Source organism: Paraburkholderia silviterrae, assembly GCF_004353915.1.
Lineage (GTDB): Bacteria > Pseudomonadota > Gammaproteobacteria > Burkholderiales > Burkholderiaceae > Paraburkholderia > Paraburkholderia silviterrae.
Genome location: NZ_SMRP01000007.1, coordinates 298,176 through 311,775 on the forward strand (window position 1 = coordinate 298,176; position 13,600 = coordinate 311,775).

General features: G+C 67.6%; 14 protein-coding genes. 10 read left to right on the forward strand and 4 right to left on the reverse strand.

Annotated elements, in window-relative coordinates:
• The first annotated feature begins 171 nt into the window (after positions 1-171).
• The 8 genes from EYW47_RS17245 to mdcH are packed head-to-tail and all read left to right on the forward strand — an operon-like array spanning position 172 to position 7,327.
• The gene (locus EYW47_RS17245) at positions 172-1,017 is read left to right on the forward strand and encodes a GntR family transcriptional regulator (RefSeq protein WP_133196034.1); all 846 of its coding nucleotides are present in this window, start codon (positions 172-174) and stop codon (positions 1,015-1,017) included.
• The gene (mdcA, locus tag EYW47_RS17250; RefSeq protein ID WP_133196035.1) at positions 1,001-2,692 is read left to right on the forward strand and encodes a malonate decarboxylase subunit alpha; all 1,692 of its coding nucleotides are present in this window, start codon (positions 1,001-1,003) and stop codon (positions 2,690-2,692) included. Before EYW47_RS17245 ends, mdcA begins: the two co-directional genes overlap by 17 nt.
• Positions 2,693-2,703: 11 nt before the next feature.
• Positions 2,704-3,717, forward strand: a complete 1,014-nt coding sequence (locus EYW47_RS17255; RefSeq protein ID WP_133196036.1) for a triphosphoribosyl-dephospho-CoA synthase — start codon at positions 2,704-2,706, stop codon at positions 3,715-3,717.
• Positions 3,705-4,019 (forward strand): malonate decarboxylase subunit delta, encoded by a 315-nt coding sequence (locus EYW47_RS17260; protein WP_133196037.1) that lies wholly within the window; start codon positions 3,705-3,707, stop codon positions 4,017-4,019. Before EYW47_RS17255 ends, EYW47_RS17260 begins: the two co-directional genes overlap by 13 nt.
• Positions 4,016-4,897 carry a biotin-independent malonate decarboxylase subunit beta gene (locus EYW47_RS17265; protein ID WP_133196038.1) on the forward strand — a complete coding sequence of 294 codons (882 nt, stop codon included), beginning with the start codon at positions 4,016-4,018 and terminating at the stop codon, positions 4,895-4,897. The genes EYW47_RS17260 and EYW47_RS17265 overlap by 4 nt, the downstream gene beginning before the upstream one ends.
• Positions 4,894-5,715 carry a biotin-independent malonate decarboxylase subunit gamma gene (mdcE, locus tag EYW47_RS17270; RefSeq protein WP_133196039.1) on the forward strand — a complete coding sequence of 274 codons (822 nt, stop codon included), beginning with the start codon at positions 4,894-4,896 and terminating at the stop codon, positions 5,713-5,715. Before EYW47_RS17265 ends, mdcE begins: the two co-directional genes overlap by 4 nt.
• The gene (locus EYW47_RS17275; protein ID WP_133196040.1) at positions 5,715-6,401 is read left to right on the forward strand and encodes a malonate decarboxylase holo-ACP synthase; all 687 of its coding nucleotides are present in this window, start codon (positions 5,715-5,717) and stop codon (positions 6,399-6,401) included. The genes mdcE and EYW47_RS17275 overlap by 1 nt, the downstream gene beginning before the upstream one ends.
• Positions 6,398-7,327 carry a malonate decarboxylase subunit epsilon gene (gene mdcH / locus EYW47_RS17280; RefSeq protein WP_133196041.1) on the forward strand — a complete coding sequence of 310 codons (930 nt, stop codon included), beginning with the start codon at positions 6,398-6,400 and terminating at the stop codon, positions 7,325-7,327. The genes EYW47_RS17275 and mdcH overlap by 4 nt, the downstream gene beginning before the upstream one ends.
• Before the next feature lie 142 nt (positions 7,328-7,469).
• Here mdcH and EYW47_RS17285 read toward each other — a convergent pair whose 3' ends face one another.
• Together EYW47_RS17285 and EYW47_RS17290 are read right to left on the reverse strand one after the other, a co-directional pair.
• Positions 7,470-8,069 carry an alpha-ketoglutarate-dependent dioxygenase AlkB family protein gene (locus EYW47_RS17285; protein WP_133196042.1) on the reverse strand — a complete coding sequence of 200 codons (600 nt, stop codon included), beginning with the start codon at positions 8,067-8,069 and terminating at the stop codon, positions 7,470-7,472.
• A gap of 22 nt (positions 8,070-8,091) precedes the next feature.
• Positions 8,092-8,415 (reverse strand): hypothetical protein, encoded by a 324-nt coding sequence (locus EYW47_RS17290; protein ID WP_133196043.1) that lies wholly within the window; start codon positions 8,413-8,415, stop codon positions 8,092-8,094.
• Positions 8,416-8,922: 507 nt separating this feature from the next.
• On the opposite strand from EYW47_RS17290, the gene EYW47_RS17295 reads away from it, so the two are divergent.
• Both EYW47_RS17295 and EYW47_RS17300 read left to right on the forward strand, forming a co-directional pair.
• Positions 8,923-10,080, forward strand: coding sequence for a metallophosphoesterase (locus EYW47_RS17295; protein WP_133196044.1), 1,158 nt, complete (start codon positions 8,923-8,925; stop codon positions 10,078-10,080).
• A 227-nt stretch (positions 10,081-10,307) separates the two neighbouring features.
• Entirely contained in the window at positions 10,308-11,405 is a 1,098-nt protein-coding gene (locus EYW47_RS17300) for an AI-2E family transporter (RefSeq protein WP_133196045.1), read from the forward strand.
• Positions 11,406-11,468: 63 nt separating this feature from the next.
• Here EYW47_RS17300 and EYW47_RS17305 read toward each other — a convergent pair whose 3' ends face one another.
• Both EYW47_RS17305 and EYW47_RS17310 read right to left on the reverse strand, forming a co-directional pair.
• Positions 11,469-12,914 (reverse strand): heavy metal sensor histidine kinase, encoded by a 1,446-nt coding sequence (locus EYW47_RS17305; RefSeq protein ID WP_133196046.1) that lies wholly within the window; start codon positions 12,912-12,914, stop codon positions 11,469-11,471.
• Entirely contained in the window at positions 12,911-13,600 is a 690-nt protein-coding gene (locus EYW47_RS17310; RefSeq protein ID WP_133196047.1) for a heavy metal response regulator transcription factor, read from the reverse strand. Before EYW47_RS17310 ends, EYW47_RS17305 begins: the two co-directional genes overlap by 4 nt.

The following is a 13,600-nucleotide window of genomic DNA, read 5'->3' on the forward strand; positions in this document are numbered from 1 at the left end:
ACTTGCGCCGGCTGTCTCAAGCTCCCTTCCGATCCCTTGAAACACCCGCGGGAATACCATGGGGTACGCGCGAGCCCCGTTTCCTGCCACTTGCCTCCGGTTGTTGCGCGGCGCAGTTTTCGGGTTTCCGAGGCTTTCAAAGTCATCGTTTTATATATAATATGTGATCTCATGAGCCACGCAACGGATGGTTTTCCCCTGGAAGGCAGCGCCATGGACGTCTCACAACCCGCAGCGCATGGATTGCCGGGCCTGCCGGCCACCGCAGCGCCGCGCACCAGTACCTCGCGCATGATCGCGGACGCCTTGCGCACCGCAATCGTCGAGGGCACGCTCGCGCCCGACGCTCCGCTGCGTCAGGACGCGATCGCGCGCCACTTCTCGGTGAGCGCGATTCCCGTGCGCGAGGCGCTGCGCCAGCTTGCGAGCGAAGGCTGGGCGCGCATCGAGGTCAACAAGGGCGCGAGCGTCGCCTCGCTCTCGCGCGACGAAGCGCGCGAGATCTACGAGATCCGCTCGGCGCTGGAGAGCCTCGCATTAGGCCTCGCGATTCCGAATCACACGGCCGCCACGCTGCGCGAAGTGAACGCGCTGGCCGCCGCCGCGTCGCGCGAGCGCGACCCGTCGCTCTATGTGGCGCGCAACGAGGCTTTCCATATGAGCCTCTATGCCCCCGCCGGCCGCCCGCAACTGATGGAGATGCTCGCCACCCTGCATCGCCGCGGCGAACGCTATCTGCGCCTGAAATTCGGCTTTCCCGCCTACAAGGGCGAATCGGATGCCGAGCACGCCGAGATCCTCAACGCCGTGAAGCGGCGCGACATCCCCGCCGCGCAGGCGCTCGTGGCCGCGCACCTGCTGGGCACGGGCGAACTGATCTATCGTTTCCTGACCGAGCGCGCAGCGGCGCAACCCGCCGCCAAAAAACGGCGCGCCGGCGCTTCTTCCACCGCTGCTTCCGCCTCTCCCGCAACACCCCGCTCACGGAGCCGAACTCCCGATGAAGCCTCAAGCTGAAACGCCTACTTCGCCCGATCTCGCCAACCCGGCGCCGCGCTCGTGGACCACGCGCCGCGACGAAAAGGCCCGGCGCCTCGCCGCCATTGCCGGCTGGCTCGAAGACGGTGTCCTGCCCGCCGCGCGCATGACTGAAGCGCTGGAGTTACTGATCCGCCCCGGCGACCGCGTCGCGCTCGAAGGCGACAACCAGAAGCAGGCCGACTTTCTCTCGCGCTCGCTCGCCAAGGCCGATCCTGCGAAGCTCAACAACGTTCATCTGCTGATTTCGAGCATCAGCCGCCCGGAACACCTCACGCTGTTCGAGCGCGGCATCGCGCATCGCGTGGACTTCTCGTTCGCCGGTCCGCAGAGCCTGCGCGTCGCGCAACTGCTCGAAGACGGCCGGCTCGAAGTGGGCGCGATCCACACCTACGTGGAGTTGTACGCGCGCATGTTCGTCGACCTGATTCCGCAGGTCGCGCTGCTGTGTGCGGAAAAAGCCGACCGTCACGGCAATCTCTACACGGGCCCGAACACCGAGGACACACCGACGATTGCCGAAGCCGCGGCCTTCAGCCAGGGCATCGTGATCGTTCAGGTGAACGAAATCGTCGACGAGCTGCCGCGCGTGGACATTCCGGGCTCGTGGGTGGACGTGGTCGTGCAGGCCGACCGGCCCTTCGCGGTCGAGCCGCTTTTCACGCGCGATCCGCGCCATATCGGCGACCTGCAGGTGCTCACCGCGATGATGACCATCAAGGGCATCTATGCGCCGTACAACGTTACTTCGCTCAATCACGGCATTGGCTTCGACACCGCGGCGATCGAGCTGCTGCTGCCCACCTACGGCGCATCGCTCGGCCTCAAGGGCAAGATCTGCCGCAACTGGACGCTCAATCCGCATCCCACGCTGATCCCCGCCATCGAATCGGGCTGGGTCGAGAGCGTGCACTGCTTCGGCAGCGAAGTGGGCATGGAGGCGTATGTCGCCGCGCGCCCCGACGTGTTCTTCACCGGCAGCGACGGCAGCCTGCGCTCGAACCGCGTGCTGTGCCAGCTCGCGGGGCAGTACGGCGTCGATCTCTTCATCGGCTCGACGCTGCAGATCGACGCCGATGCGAACTCCTCCACCGTCACGCGCGGGCGGCTTGCGGGCTTCGGCGGCGCGCCGAACATGGGCCACGATCCGCGCGGGCGCCGCCATGCGAGCGACGCCTGGCTCAAGCTGCTCAAGGCCAGCGGCCCTCAATCGCAGATTGGGCGCGGCCACAAGCTCGTCGTGCAACTCGTGGAAACGTGGAAGAAAGGCGGCGAGCCGACCTTCGTTGACGAGCTCGACGCCATCGCCGTGGGCGAGAAGAGCGGCATGCCCATCGCGCCCGTGATGATCTATGGCGACGACGTGAGCCACGTCGTGACCGAGGAAGGCATCGCGCACCTGCATCGCGCGGAGGGCATCGACGAAAGGCGCGCCACGCTTGCGGCCGTCGCGGGCGTGACGCCCATCGGGCTGCGCGCCAAGCCCGAGAAGACCGACGAACTGCGCCGCCGCGGCATCGTTCAGTTTCCCGAAGATCTCGGCATCCGTCGCGGCGACGCAAAACGCTCGCTGCTCGCGGCGCGCAGCATCGACGATCTCGTGACGTGGTCGGGCGAGCTCTATACGCCGCCGGCGCGCTTTCGCAGCTGGTAAGCGCGATGCGCATGCTCTCACTGGACACGCTGGCAGAAGGCGCGGCGGCCTCCTGTACGACGGCGGCGACGCAGCCGGCGTCGTTTGACGTACACGCGGCCCGCGATGCCGCGCTGGACCCCGACGCGCAACTCGCGCGCTTCGCCCGCAATGCGCTGATCGAGGAAGCACGCCTCACGCCCAAGCCCGCGCTCGTGGACGCACGCGGCAGCGGCGCGCACGTCGATCTCGATCTCGCGACGATGCTGCGCTCCGCGCACGCGCTCGAACCCACGTTCGCGGCGCTCGCGCGCGCCTCGCACGGCGCGACGCCGGGCAGCGCGCTGCGCACCGACCTCGCACGCATTGGCCGCGCCGGCGAAGCCGCGATGATGCGCGCGACCGGCGGCAGCAACGCGCATCGCGGCGCGATCTGGATCGTTGGGCTTCTGGTTGCAGGCGCAACGATTGTGCACACGCCACCGGGTGACGCGGGGATGTTTGCGACGGGCGGCCATTCGTGGGACGGCCATCCGCATGCCACGGAGATAGCCGAAACGGCGGCGCAGATAGCGCGCTTCGACGACCGGCTGGCACCCAGTGCTCAGCCCACGCAAAGCAACGGCGAACGCGTGCGTCAGCGTTACAACGTGGGCGGCGCACGCCGCGAAGCGCAAGATGGCTTTCCGCATGTGATCCGGGTGGGCTTGCCCGCGCTTCATGCGGCGCGCGCACAGGGGCACAACGAAGCGGCAGCGCGCGTGGATGCACTGCTCGCCATCATGGCCTCGCTCGACGACACCTGCGTGCTGCACCGCGCGGGCCTCGCGGGCCGCAAGGCCGCGCAAGCGGGAGCGCAGCGCGTGCGCGACGCGGGTGGCATCGCCACGCGTGCAGGCCGCGCCGCGTTCGACGCACTCGACCGCGCGCTGCTCGCGCTCAACGCATCGCCGGGCGGCGCGGCCGATCTGCTCGCCGCGACGCTCTTCATCGACAGACTGGTTGACCACCGCATCGGCGGGAGGACGGTTTCATGGAACAACTGACATTCGACTATCCGGCGCAGCGCGCCGTGACGACGCGCGCCCACGTGGGCGTGGTGGGCTCGGGCGATCTCGAAGTGCTGCTGCAGCCCGCCGGCGACATGCAGGCGCGCGTGGTCGTGCACACGAGCGTGGACGGCTACGGCCATATCTGGAAGAGCGTGCTCGACCGCTTCTTCATGCGCTACGACGGCGCGGCGCTCATCGAGATCAACGACTTCGGTGCGACGCCCGGCGTCGTGGCGCTGCGCCTTGCCGAAGCCGTGGAAGCCGCGCAGGACGGTGCGCAAGGAGGCGAGGCATGAGCGCAAGTCCGAACCCGTCCGCGCTGCTGCGTGAGAGCTTCATCGAGCTGAGCGCGCGCGAGCGCGCCGCCGCCGTGCTCGACAAGGGCAGCTTCCGCGAGTTGCTTGGCCCGTTCGACCGCCTCGAGTCGCCGTGGTTGCCGCTGCAGGGCATCGTCTGCCAGGCCGACGACGGCGCCGTGATCGCACGCGGCACGCTCGACGGCGAACCCGCTGTCGTATGCGCGATCGAGTCGGCGTTCCAGGGCGGCAGCATCGGCGAAGTATCGGGCAGCAAGATCGCGGCCGCGCTCGAGCTCGCGCTCGCCGACTGCGAGCGCGGCAAGATCGTGCGCCCCGTCGTGCTGTTCGAGACCGGCGGCGTGCGCCTGCAGGAAGCCAACCTCGGCCTCGCCGTAATCGCCGAGATCCAGTCGGCCATCGTCGCGCTGCGCCGCCACGTGCCCGTGGTCGGCGTAATCGCAGGCATGGTGGGCTGCTTCGGCGGCATGTCGCTCGCGGCGGGCCTGTGCTCGTATCTCGTGATGACGAAGCAAGGACGCCTCGGCATGAACGGCCCCGAAGTCATCGAGCAGGAAGCCGGCATCGAAGAGCTCGATTCGAGCGACCGCCGCCACGTGTGGCAGCTGATCGGCGGCGAGCAGCGCGAGCGCACCGGTTACGCCGACGCGCTCGTGGAAGACGCCGTCGACGACGTGCGCGCCGCCGTGCGTGCCGCGTTCGCACGCGGCGTGCCGCAGGCGCATCGCACCGAGCAGGTCGACGCCACGCTCGCGAAGCTCGCGCAGATCGATCCGGCCAGCGTCGCGCCCGAAACGATGGGCGCGATGTTCGGCGCCTCTTTGACTTCTTCCAGCACGCACGGAGAGCCGGCATGAGCGATACGAATCTGAGCCGGGGCGCACTGTGGCTGCGCGCACTCGCAGGCGCGCCGCACGACGCATGCGCGCCCTGCGTGCCTTATGCCGATGCGCCGCTCGACGGCGAGACCGCGCGCTTCATCACGGTCGCGCCCGATCCCGATAACCGCTTCCCCCGCGCGCGTGAGAACGTGGTGGGCCTCGAGCAGGGCTGGCGTCTCGCGCAGGCCCTGCGCGAAGCGATCGCCGAAGACGCCGCCAGCGGCATGCGCCGCCCGATCGTCGCCATCGTCGACGTGAAGAGCCAGGCGTACGGCTATCGCGAGGAGATGCTCGGCATCCACCTCGCCTGCGCAGCCGCCGTCGACGCCTATGCGAGCGCGCGCCTCGCGGGGCATCCCGTCGTGGCGCTGATCGTCGGCCCCGCCATGTCGGGCGCGTTTCTCGCGCACGGCTATCAGGCGAACCGCATCGTCGCGCTCGATGCACCCGGCACGATGGTGCACGCGATGGGCAAGGAAGCGGCAGCGCGCGTGACGCGCCGCAGCGTCGAAGACCTCGACGAGCTCGGCGAGAAGATCGTGCCGATGTCATATTCGATGGCCTCGTTCGCGAAGCTCGGGCTGCTCGACGAATTGATTGCAGATGTCAATGCCGATGCGCCAGACGACGCGCAAGTCGCGCGCGTGCGCGAAGTGCTTGCGCGCAGGGTACGCGAGGCGCGCGACGACCCGAGCGGCCTCGCGCATCGTCTGCAAGGCGAAGCGGCACAACGCACGCGCGCGGCGTCAATCGAGGTCCGCAAGCGGCTCGCACAACAGTGGGACGCGAGCTGATGCGAGTGTGCGCCGCGCCGCCGTTCGCGCCCGACGCGCCGCGCGCGGACGACGCGCGCTGGCGCGCGCACGATCTGCTCCGGCTCGCGAGACTCACGCCCGTTGCGGGCGAGCCGGACTGGGTGCGCTCGGCATTCGCCCGCGCGCCGTTCGCGGTCGTGCGCCGCGCCCAGGCCGCCCCGGGCTTCGTGGCGGCGGGCGTACGCGGCGCCACGCGCGCCGAGCGATTCGGCACATGGATCGATGTTGAGGATATCGAATCGTCCATACCGCCCGAAGCGCTGCTCGTGGCAGCGCCCTCATCCAGTCGCGCCACACTCGCGGCATTCGTGGCCCTCGCGGCACTGCGCGAAACCCCAAGCCCCCTGCACGATTTCGTCTGGGGGCCAACCGGCAGCGCGGGCTTCGAGCTGGCCACACTGTCTCCCACGCTCACCGAATCCAGCGATCTCGACGTGCTGATCCGCTTGCCCGAACGCCGCGACGCGGCCACGATCCACGCGCTCGCCACCGCGCTCGCGCACGCCGCGCAGCGCGCCGGCACACGCGTGGACGCACAGGTGGAAACGCCAGCGGGCGGCGTCGCGCTCGCCGAACTCGCACAACTCGCGCCGGGCAAGGCGCGCGTGCTCGCACGCGCGAGCGACGGCGCGCGCCTCGTCGCCGATCCTTGGCAATCGTCATGAGCCTCGCCTGCCTCTTTCCCGGCCAGGGCGCGCAAAGCGCCGGCTTCCTGCACCGGCTGCCCGAACACGAGATCGTGCGCAAGACGCTCGACGAAGCGTCGGCCACGCTCGGTATCGACGTGCTTGCGCTCGATAGCGCCGAGGCGCTGCAATCGACCGTCGCGGTGCAAATCGGCCTCGTCGTGGCCGGCGTGGCGCACGCTCGCGCGCTCGCTCAGGCCGGGCTGACGCCGCAATTCAGCGCCGGGCTCTCCGTGGGCGCTTATCCGGCTGCGGTGTGCTGCGGGGCGCTCGATTTCGCCGACGCCTTGCGCATGGTGAAAAAGCGCGCCGAGCTGATGGAGTCCGCGTGGCCGTCGGGATACGGCCTTACGGCGGTCTCGGGACTCAGCGAGACGCAGGTCGAGATGCTCGCCAATGCGCCGGACAGCAGCGAGCGCGTCTATGTAGCCAACGTCAACGCGCCGCGCCAGATCGTCGTGGCGGGTGCCGACGCGGCGCTCGAAGCCTTCGCTGCGCGCGCGCTCGCGGCGGGGGCGCGCAAGGCGCAGCGTCTCGCGGTTTCCGTTCCTTCGCATTGCGAACTATTGGCCGACGCAACGGAGCAGCTCGTGGCGTGGTCGCGCGACATCCCGTTTCGCTCGCCCGAAGGCGTCTATGTCGACAATCGCGGCGGCCGTCCGCTCCATGACGCCGATGCGATTCGCGCCGACCTTGCCACCAACATGCGCTACACGGTGCGCTGGTTCGACGCGCTCACAGTCATGATCGAGTCGGGCGCGACCGTGCTGGTCGAAGCGCCACCCGGCCAGGTGCTCACCGACATCGCGCGCGAGCATTACCCCGAAGTCGCGGCATTGAGTGCAGCCACGCTACCGCTCGACCGGCTCGTGGCCACGGTGCGGCGGCGTCTGGGCGTCGACTGACAGGTGCCCGATGTCGATGTGAATTCGCGTATTAAATATTTATGCGCATAAAGTTGGATTGGATTTCTAGCGAGATATCGTCTGACAGCATTTAATCCAGGCGGAATTTCGCCAAATCATCAGACAAAATCCGCCAATTCGCCTACTTCTTGCGCAATTCAGGCATCACCACACGAAACGTGAGATTCACGCGCTCGCCGCTCACCGCGGGCTCCTTCGGCACCCGGTGGCGCCACTGCGCCTGGGTCTTGCCGCGCATCACGAGCAGGCTGCCGCTCGATAGCGGGAATGAGCGCGACACGCCGGTCGCGTTGTGGCGCAAGTCGAAGCGCCGCGTCGCGCCAAGGCTCAGCGAGGCGATCACGGGCTGCGGCCCGAGCTCGGGTTCGTGATCGGCGTGCCAGCCCATGCTGTCCGTGCCGCTGCGGTACCGGTTGAGCAGGACGCTGTTGAAGCGCACGCCGCAGAGTGCGGCAATGGCGTCGCGCAACTCGGCCACGGCCGGCGTCCACGGCTGCGGCACGTTGCGGATTCCCGAATAGATGTAGACGGCGCCGGGGTCGCCCTGCCATGCGGTGAGGCGCGGCTGGTCGACCCAGCCACCGGGCGTGCGGATGCGCTCCTGCCGCCAGTCCGTTTCGGCGACGATGCGCGCGAGCCACGCGGCGGCCGCCGCAGGCGCAAGCCACGCGGGATGCCAGTCGATGTCGGGTTGCGGGCTATCGTCGAAAAGATCGAACATCGGACCGGAAAAAGGCGCCGCCTCAGGTCAGCAGCGCGATATAGAACACGACCGCGCCGATGAGCGCGCCCACGAAGCAGAAGCCTTCGGGCGGTTCGTCGGTCGTGCGCGAGCGCAGCCACGCCCCCATCACGCCGAAGAACCCCGCTATGCCGAGCGCGACGAACACCATCACGACGTCGAATAGCGCGCTGCGGCCGATCTCGAGGATGTCGACGTGCCTGACCGAGAAATACAGCACCACGGCCATGATCGACAGCACGACCATCGGTAGCATGACGTGACTACCCTCGTGACCCACATGACGACCATGAAGCCCTTGCACATCCGGCTTGGTGATTTTCATGACCCGTCTCCCCCAGAGCGCCCGAAACCGCACGGGCCTCGATTCGAGCATAGTCCATCGGTCAGGCCGATTCAATGAACGTTTAATAGCGTACATGGGCCCGTAAGAAAATAGTGCGACGACAGCCCGAGGTTGGCAATCCAGGGTTATGCCGCAGTGCCGCACTCGCTCCGTCGTGCTGCCGTTCGCCGGTTCTCGCGAGGTTCCGGCACGGGCGCCGCAAGCCCGCTGCAAGCTGCGAAGCGCGCCTGCTCCGAGCCCTCGCATGCGGTGCTGCAGTGCGCCGAGCTCGCACCCGCCCCGCTCCGGCACGAACGCTGCGCTGCCGGTAAAATGCCTCTCATGCATGAGCCATGCATCGGCACGAATCCCGTCGAGCGCCATGCAACGCGCGCCGCCGGCCTCGCGCAATCGGCCGCGCGTTGCGGTCCACCCAACGTACGTGCCTGCGCTTCCCACCCCGTTGCTTCAGTTGCATGTGCTAACTGAGCTCACCATCGGCCCGACATGCCCCGACTCTCATTTCTGGTCCGCTTCATTTCCATAGGTGTGCTATTGCACATCTATGTCGGCTTCCGGCTGATTCCCGACTTGCCCGTGCCCGCCGCAGGCAAGTGGCTCGCCGTGCTGTGGCTCGTGCTTTCCGTGCTGGTGATTCCGCCCGGCATGCTCGCGCGCCGCTTCAAGCGCCAGCCGCTCGGCGACCGTCTCGCATGGACCGGTATGCTCGCGATGGGTTTTTTCTCGTCGCTGCTCATGCTGACGATCGCGCGCGATATCGTGCTCGCCTCGCTCATGACCGTCGCCGCGATCTGGCCCGGCAACGTCGATCTCGCAAGCTGGCGCACGGGCAGTGCCGCCGCCGTCGCCGCGCTCGCCTTCTGTTCGAGCGCGTTCGGCTTTTTCAACGCCAGGCGGCGCGCGCGCGTGCGCAGCGTCGACGTGCCGATCCGCGGGCTGCCCGCCGCGCTCGACGGCTTCACGATCGTGCAGCTGAGCGACATTCACGTCGGCCCCACCATCAAGCACGATTACGTGGATGCGATCGTGCAGGCCGTGAACCAGCTCGACGCCGACGTGGTGGCGATCACGGGCGATGTCGTGGACGGCAGCGTGCAGAATCTTTCGAATCACACGGCGCCGCTTGGAAGGCTCGCGTCGCATCACGGCGTCTACCTCGTCACCGGCAATCATGAGTACTACTCGGGCGCCGACGCGTGGGTCGCCGAATTCCGGCGCATCGGCCTCACGGTGCTGATGAACCAGCACGTGGTGATCGAGCACGGCGGAGCGCGGCTCGTGCTCGCAGGCGTGACCGATTACACCGGCGGCCACTTCGATCCCACGCATCGCAGCGATCCGCAGGGCGCCCTGCGCGGCGCGCCCGCCGACGTGAACACGCGCGTCCTGCTCGCCCATCAGCCGCGCACCGCGCACGCCGCCGCCGACGCGGGCTACACGCTGCAGCTATCGGGCCACACGCACGGCGGCCAGATCTTCCCGTGGAATTTCCTCGTGCGTCTGCAGCAGCCGTTCACGGCGGGCCTCGAAAAGCTCGGCAGCCTGTGGGTCTACACGAGCCGCGGCACGGGCTACTGGGGGCCGCCGAAACGGCTTGGCGCGCCTTCGGAAATCACGCGCGTGAGGCTCGTCGGCGCTCGTTGAGCCCATCGCCACATACCGTTGCGTGCGCATCCAATGCGCAACTGGAGCGCACCCGAACGCGCCTTGCGCAAGCCTTGCGCCAGCGGCCGAAGGGATGCCCACAGCAGCGCGGCGCCCGCGGCGCACAGGCTGCCGCCAGCGGCCCGCGCAAGGCCGTATCATGCTCGACAACGCCACCCGCTCGCACGGGTTTGCGCTTGCCCGGAACCCACAGGAATCCACCGCTCATGGACGGCAACAAGCAACTCCACCAGACCGCGTTTTATCTGCTGCTCTTCGTCGTCTCCGTCGCGCTATGCTTCGTGCTCGCGCCGTTCTTCAGCACCGTGCTATGGGGCGCGATACTCGCGCTGATCTTCCAGCCCGTGCAGCGCCGCATCGTCGCGCGCCTCGGCCGGCGGCGCACGCTCGCCGCGTTCATCACGCTCGCGATCTGTCTCGTCATCGTGATCTTCCCGCTCACACTCGTGGCGGGCACGCTGATCCAGCAGGTGGGCCACGCGTACTCGCAGGTGCGCTCGGGCAGCCTCGACTTCGGGGCCTACTTCAGCCAGATCGTCCATGCCCTGCCTCAGTCGCTGCAAAACTTGCTTGCGCGCTACGACCTGATGGATCTGCCCGGCCTTCAACAGCGCCTTTCCGCAGGCGCCGCGCAAATCAGCCAGTTCATCGCCACGCGTGCGCTGAGCGTCGGGCAGATCACGGTGCAGGTCATGGTGAGCTTCTGCGTGATGCTCTACATGTTCTTCTTCCTCGTGCGCGACGGCCGCGAGATTTCCCGGCTCATACGTGATGCGATCCCGCTCGACGAATCGCACAAACAGCATCTCATCCGCAAGTTCACGACCGTGATCCGCGCGACCGTGAAGGGCAACGTGGCGGTGGCGTTCGTGCAGGGCACGCTGGGCGGCATTGCCCTCTGGGTGCTGGGGATTCAGGGCGCGCTGCTGTGGGGCTTCGTGATGATGCTGCTCTCGCTGCTGCCCGCGGTGGGCGCGGCGCTCGTGTGGGTGCCCATCGCCATCTACTTCATCTCGGCAGGCGCGCTCGCCAAAGGCATCGGCCTCGCGCTCTTCGGCACGCTCGTGATCGGCACCGTCGACAACGTGCTGCGCCCCTTGCTGGTGGGCAAGGACACGCGCCTGCCCGACTGGGTCGTTCTGATCTCGACGCTAGGCGGCATCTCGCTCATGGGCATCAACGGCTTCGTGATCGGGCCGCTGATTGCGGCGCTCTTCATCAGTTGCTGGGATCTGCTGCGCCGCGACCAGCAGCACCATAACGAAGAAGACGCGAGCCAGCACGCAGACGACGAGCTCGTCTAGGGATTGTTTACGCCCAATTAATTGCAGGCCCTTGGGCACAAGCGGCGCGAAGGCGCCGCAGGCTCAGGACGAGACGTGCAGAGGCAGCCCCGCGCGGCCCTGGCGCGTGACGTCGGGCGTCACGGGCGCGCTACCCGTTGTGTCGCCGCCCCGCACGGCCACCGAAAAGCCGAACGTATTGACACCATTCGCACTGCGCACGAATACCGTGCCGCCGTGCATCTCCGCCACCGCCTTGACGATGGAAAGCCCGAGGCCGTGGTTCTCGTGACTGTTCGAGCGCGCTTCCTGGATGCGGTAGAAGCGGTCGAAAATGTGCTCGCGCACCACCGGATCGAGCGGCTCGCCGGGATTCGACACGGCAATCTCGACAAAGCCGTCCTGCGGCGCAATGGTCGCCTTCAGCACGGTTGCGGGCGGCGAATGCTGGATCGCGTTCACGAACAGATTGCTCATGGCCCGGCCGATCAGCGAGGTATTCACCCACGCGCGCGCATCGCCGTGCACCTGCACGTTCAGTTGCGCCTCTTCGAGCGGCATCTCCAGAAACTCCAGCATGCGCTCGACTTCGCCGCGCAGCGAGACTTCCGTGAGCTCGGTCGCGCGCTCGCCACGGTCACTGCGCGAGAGGAACAGCATGTCGTTGACTATCACGCGTAATCGTTCGAATTCCTCAAGATTCGATTGCAGCGTCTGTTGCAGCTGTGCGACCGAGCGGTCGCGCGTGAGCGCCACCTGGGTCTGGCCGATCAGGATGCTCACGGGCGTGCGCAACTCGTGCGCGACATCGGCATTGAACGATTCGAGGCGCTCGTAGGCCGTGTCGAGCCGCTCGAGCGCGCCGTTGAACGAGGTGGCGAGTTCGTGCAGCTCTTCGGGCAGTTCGCCGTCGCACAGGCGCTGGCGGCGGTTCGAGGGGCTCAGCTGCGCCGCCTCGCGCGAGAGCCGCGTGAGCGGGGCAAGACCGAAGCGCGTGACCGCGCGGCTCAGGAGCGCCACCGCGATGGTCGAGAGCGCGATCAGCACGCCCAGCGCAATGCCGAAGCGCCGCAGCATGCTTTCCGTGCGTATGCAGTCGCTCGCCACCACGAGCTTCACCTCGGGCCGGTCGCCGCTGGCGGGCACCATCATGCTCGTGACGATCATGTCGTAATCGCAGCCTGCGGGCCGCACGAGTTGATGATTCGGGCCGACATCGCCGGTGATCTTGCCCACGATGGGCGCGCCGAAGCGAAAGCGCGGGTCCGGGCCTTCGACGTAGTAATGCATGCGGCTGTCCGAGGGCGAGAGATCGCGCAGCTTCTCCTGCACGAAGGCCCACTTCTTCACGTCGGGCGCATGCGAGACGATCAGGCCCGCGATGCGCGCGCGCGTGTCGAGCGTCTCGCGCAGCTCGTTGAAGAGCTGATGCTGCATCAACAGAAAGAGCCCTGCACCGGTGAGCGTGAACACGACCAGCGACACCGCTGCGAACATCGCCGAAAGCCGCAGCGAGATCGAGCGCTTCATGATGCCTGGCCTCCGTCCTCGCGCACTTCCAGCACATAGCCCATGCCGCGTATCGTGTGCAGCAGCTTGGCCGCGTGCGGGCCGTCGAGCTTTGCGCGCAGCCGCTTGATGGCCGTTTCCACCACATTGGCGTTGCTCTCGAAGTTCACGTCCCACACGAGCTCGGTGATGAGCGTCTTCGAGAGGATCTCGCCGCGCCGCCGCGCGAGCACAGAAAGCAGTTGAAACTCCTTGGCCGTGAGATCGAGCCGCACGCCGTCGCGCGTGGCGCGCCGGCTGATGAGGTCCACCTGCAGATCGCCCACGGAGATGAGTGTGGACTCCTGGGCGCGCGCGCGGCGCGTGAGCGCGCGCAGGCGCTCGACCAGTTCGAGGAACGAGAACGGCTTGGTCAGATAATCGTCGGCGCCGTCGCGCAGGCCATGCACGCGGTCGTCCACGCGGTCGCGCGCGGTCAGCATGATGACCGGGGTGTCCTTCTTCGCGCGCACCGCGCGCAGCACACCGAAGCCGTCGAGCTTGGGCAGCATCACGTCGAGCACGATCACGTCGAAGTCGTACTCCGTCGCCATCCATGCGCCCTCTTCGCCGTCCATCGCAACATCGACGACCCAGCCCTGCTCGCTCAACCCGCTGCGCAGGTAATCCACCACCTTGCGCTCGTCTTCGATCACCAATACTTTCAT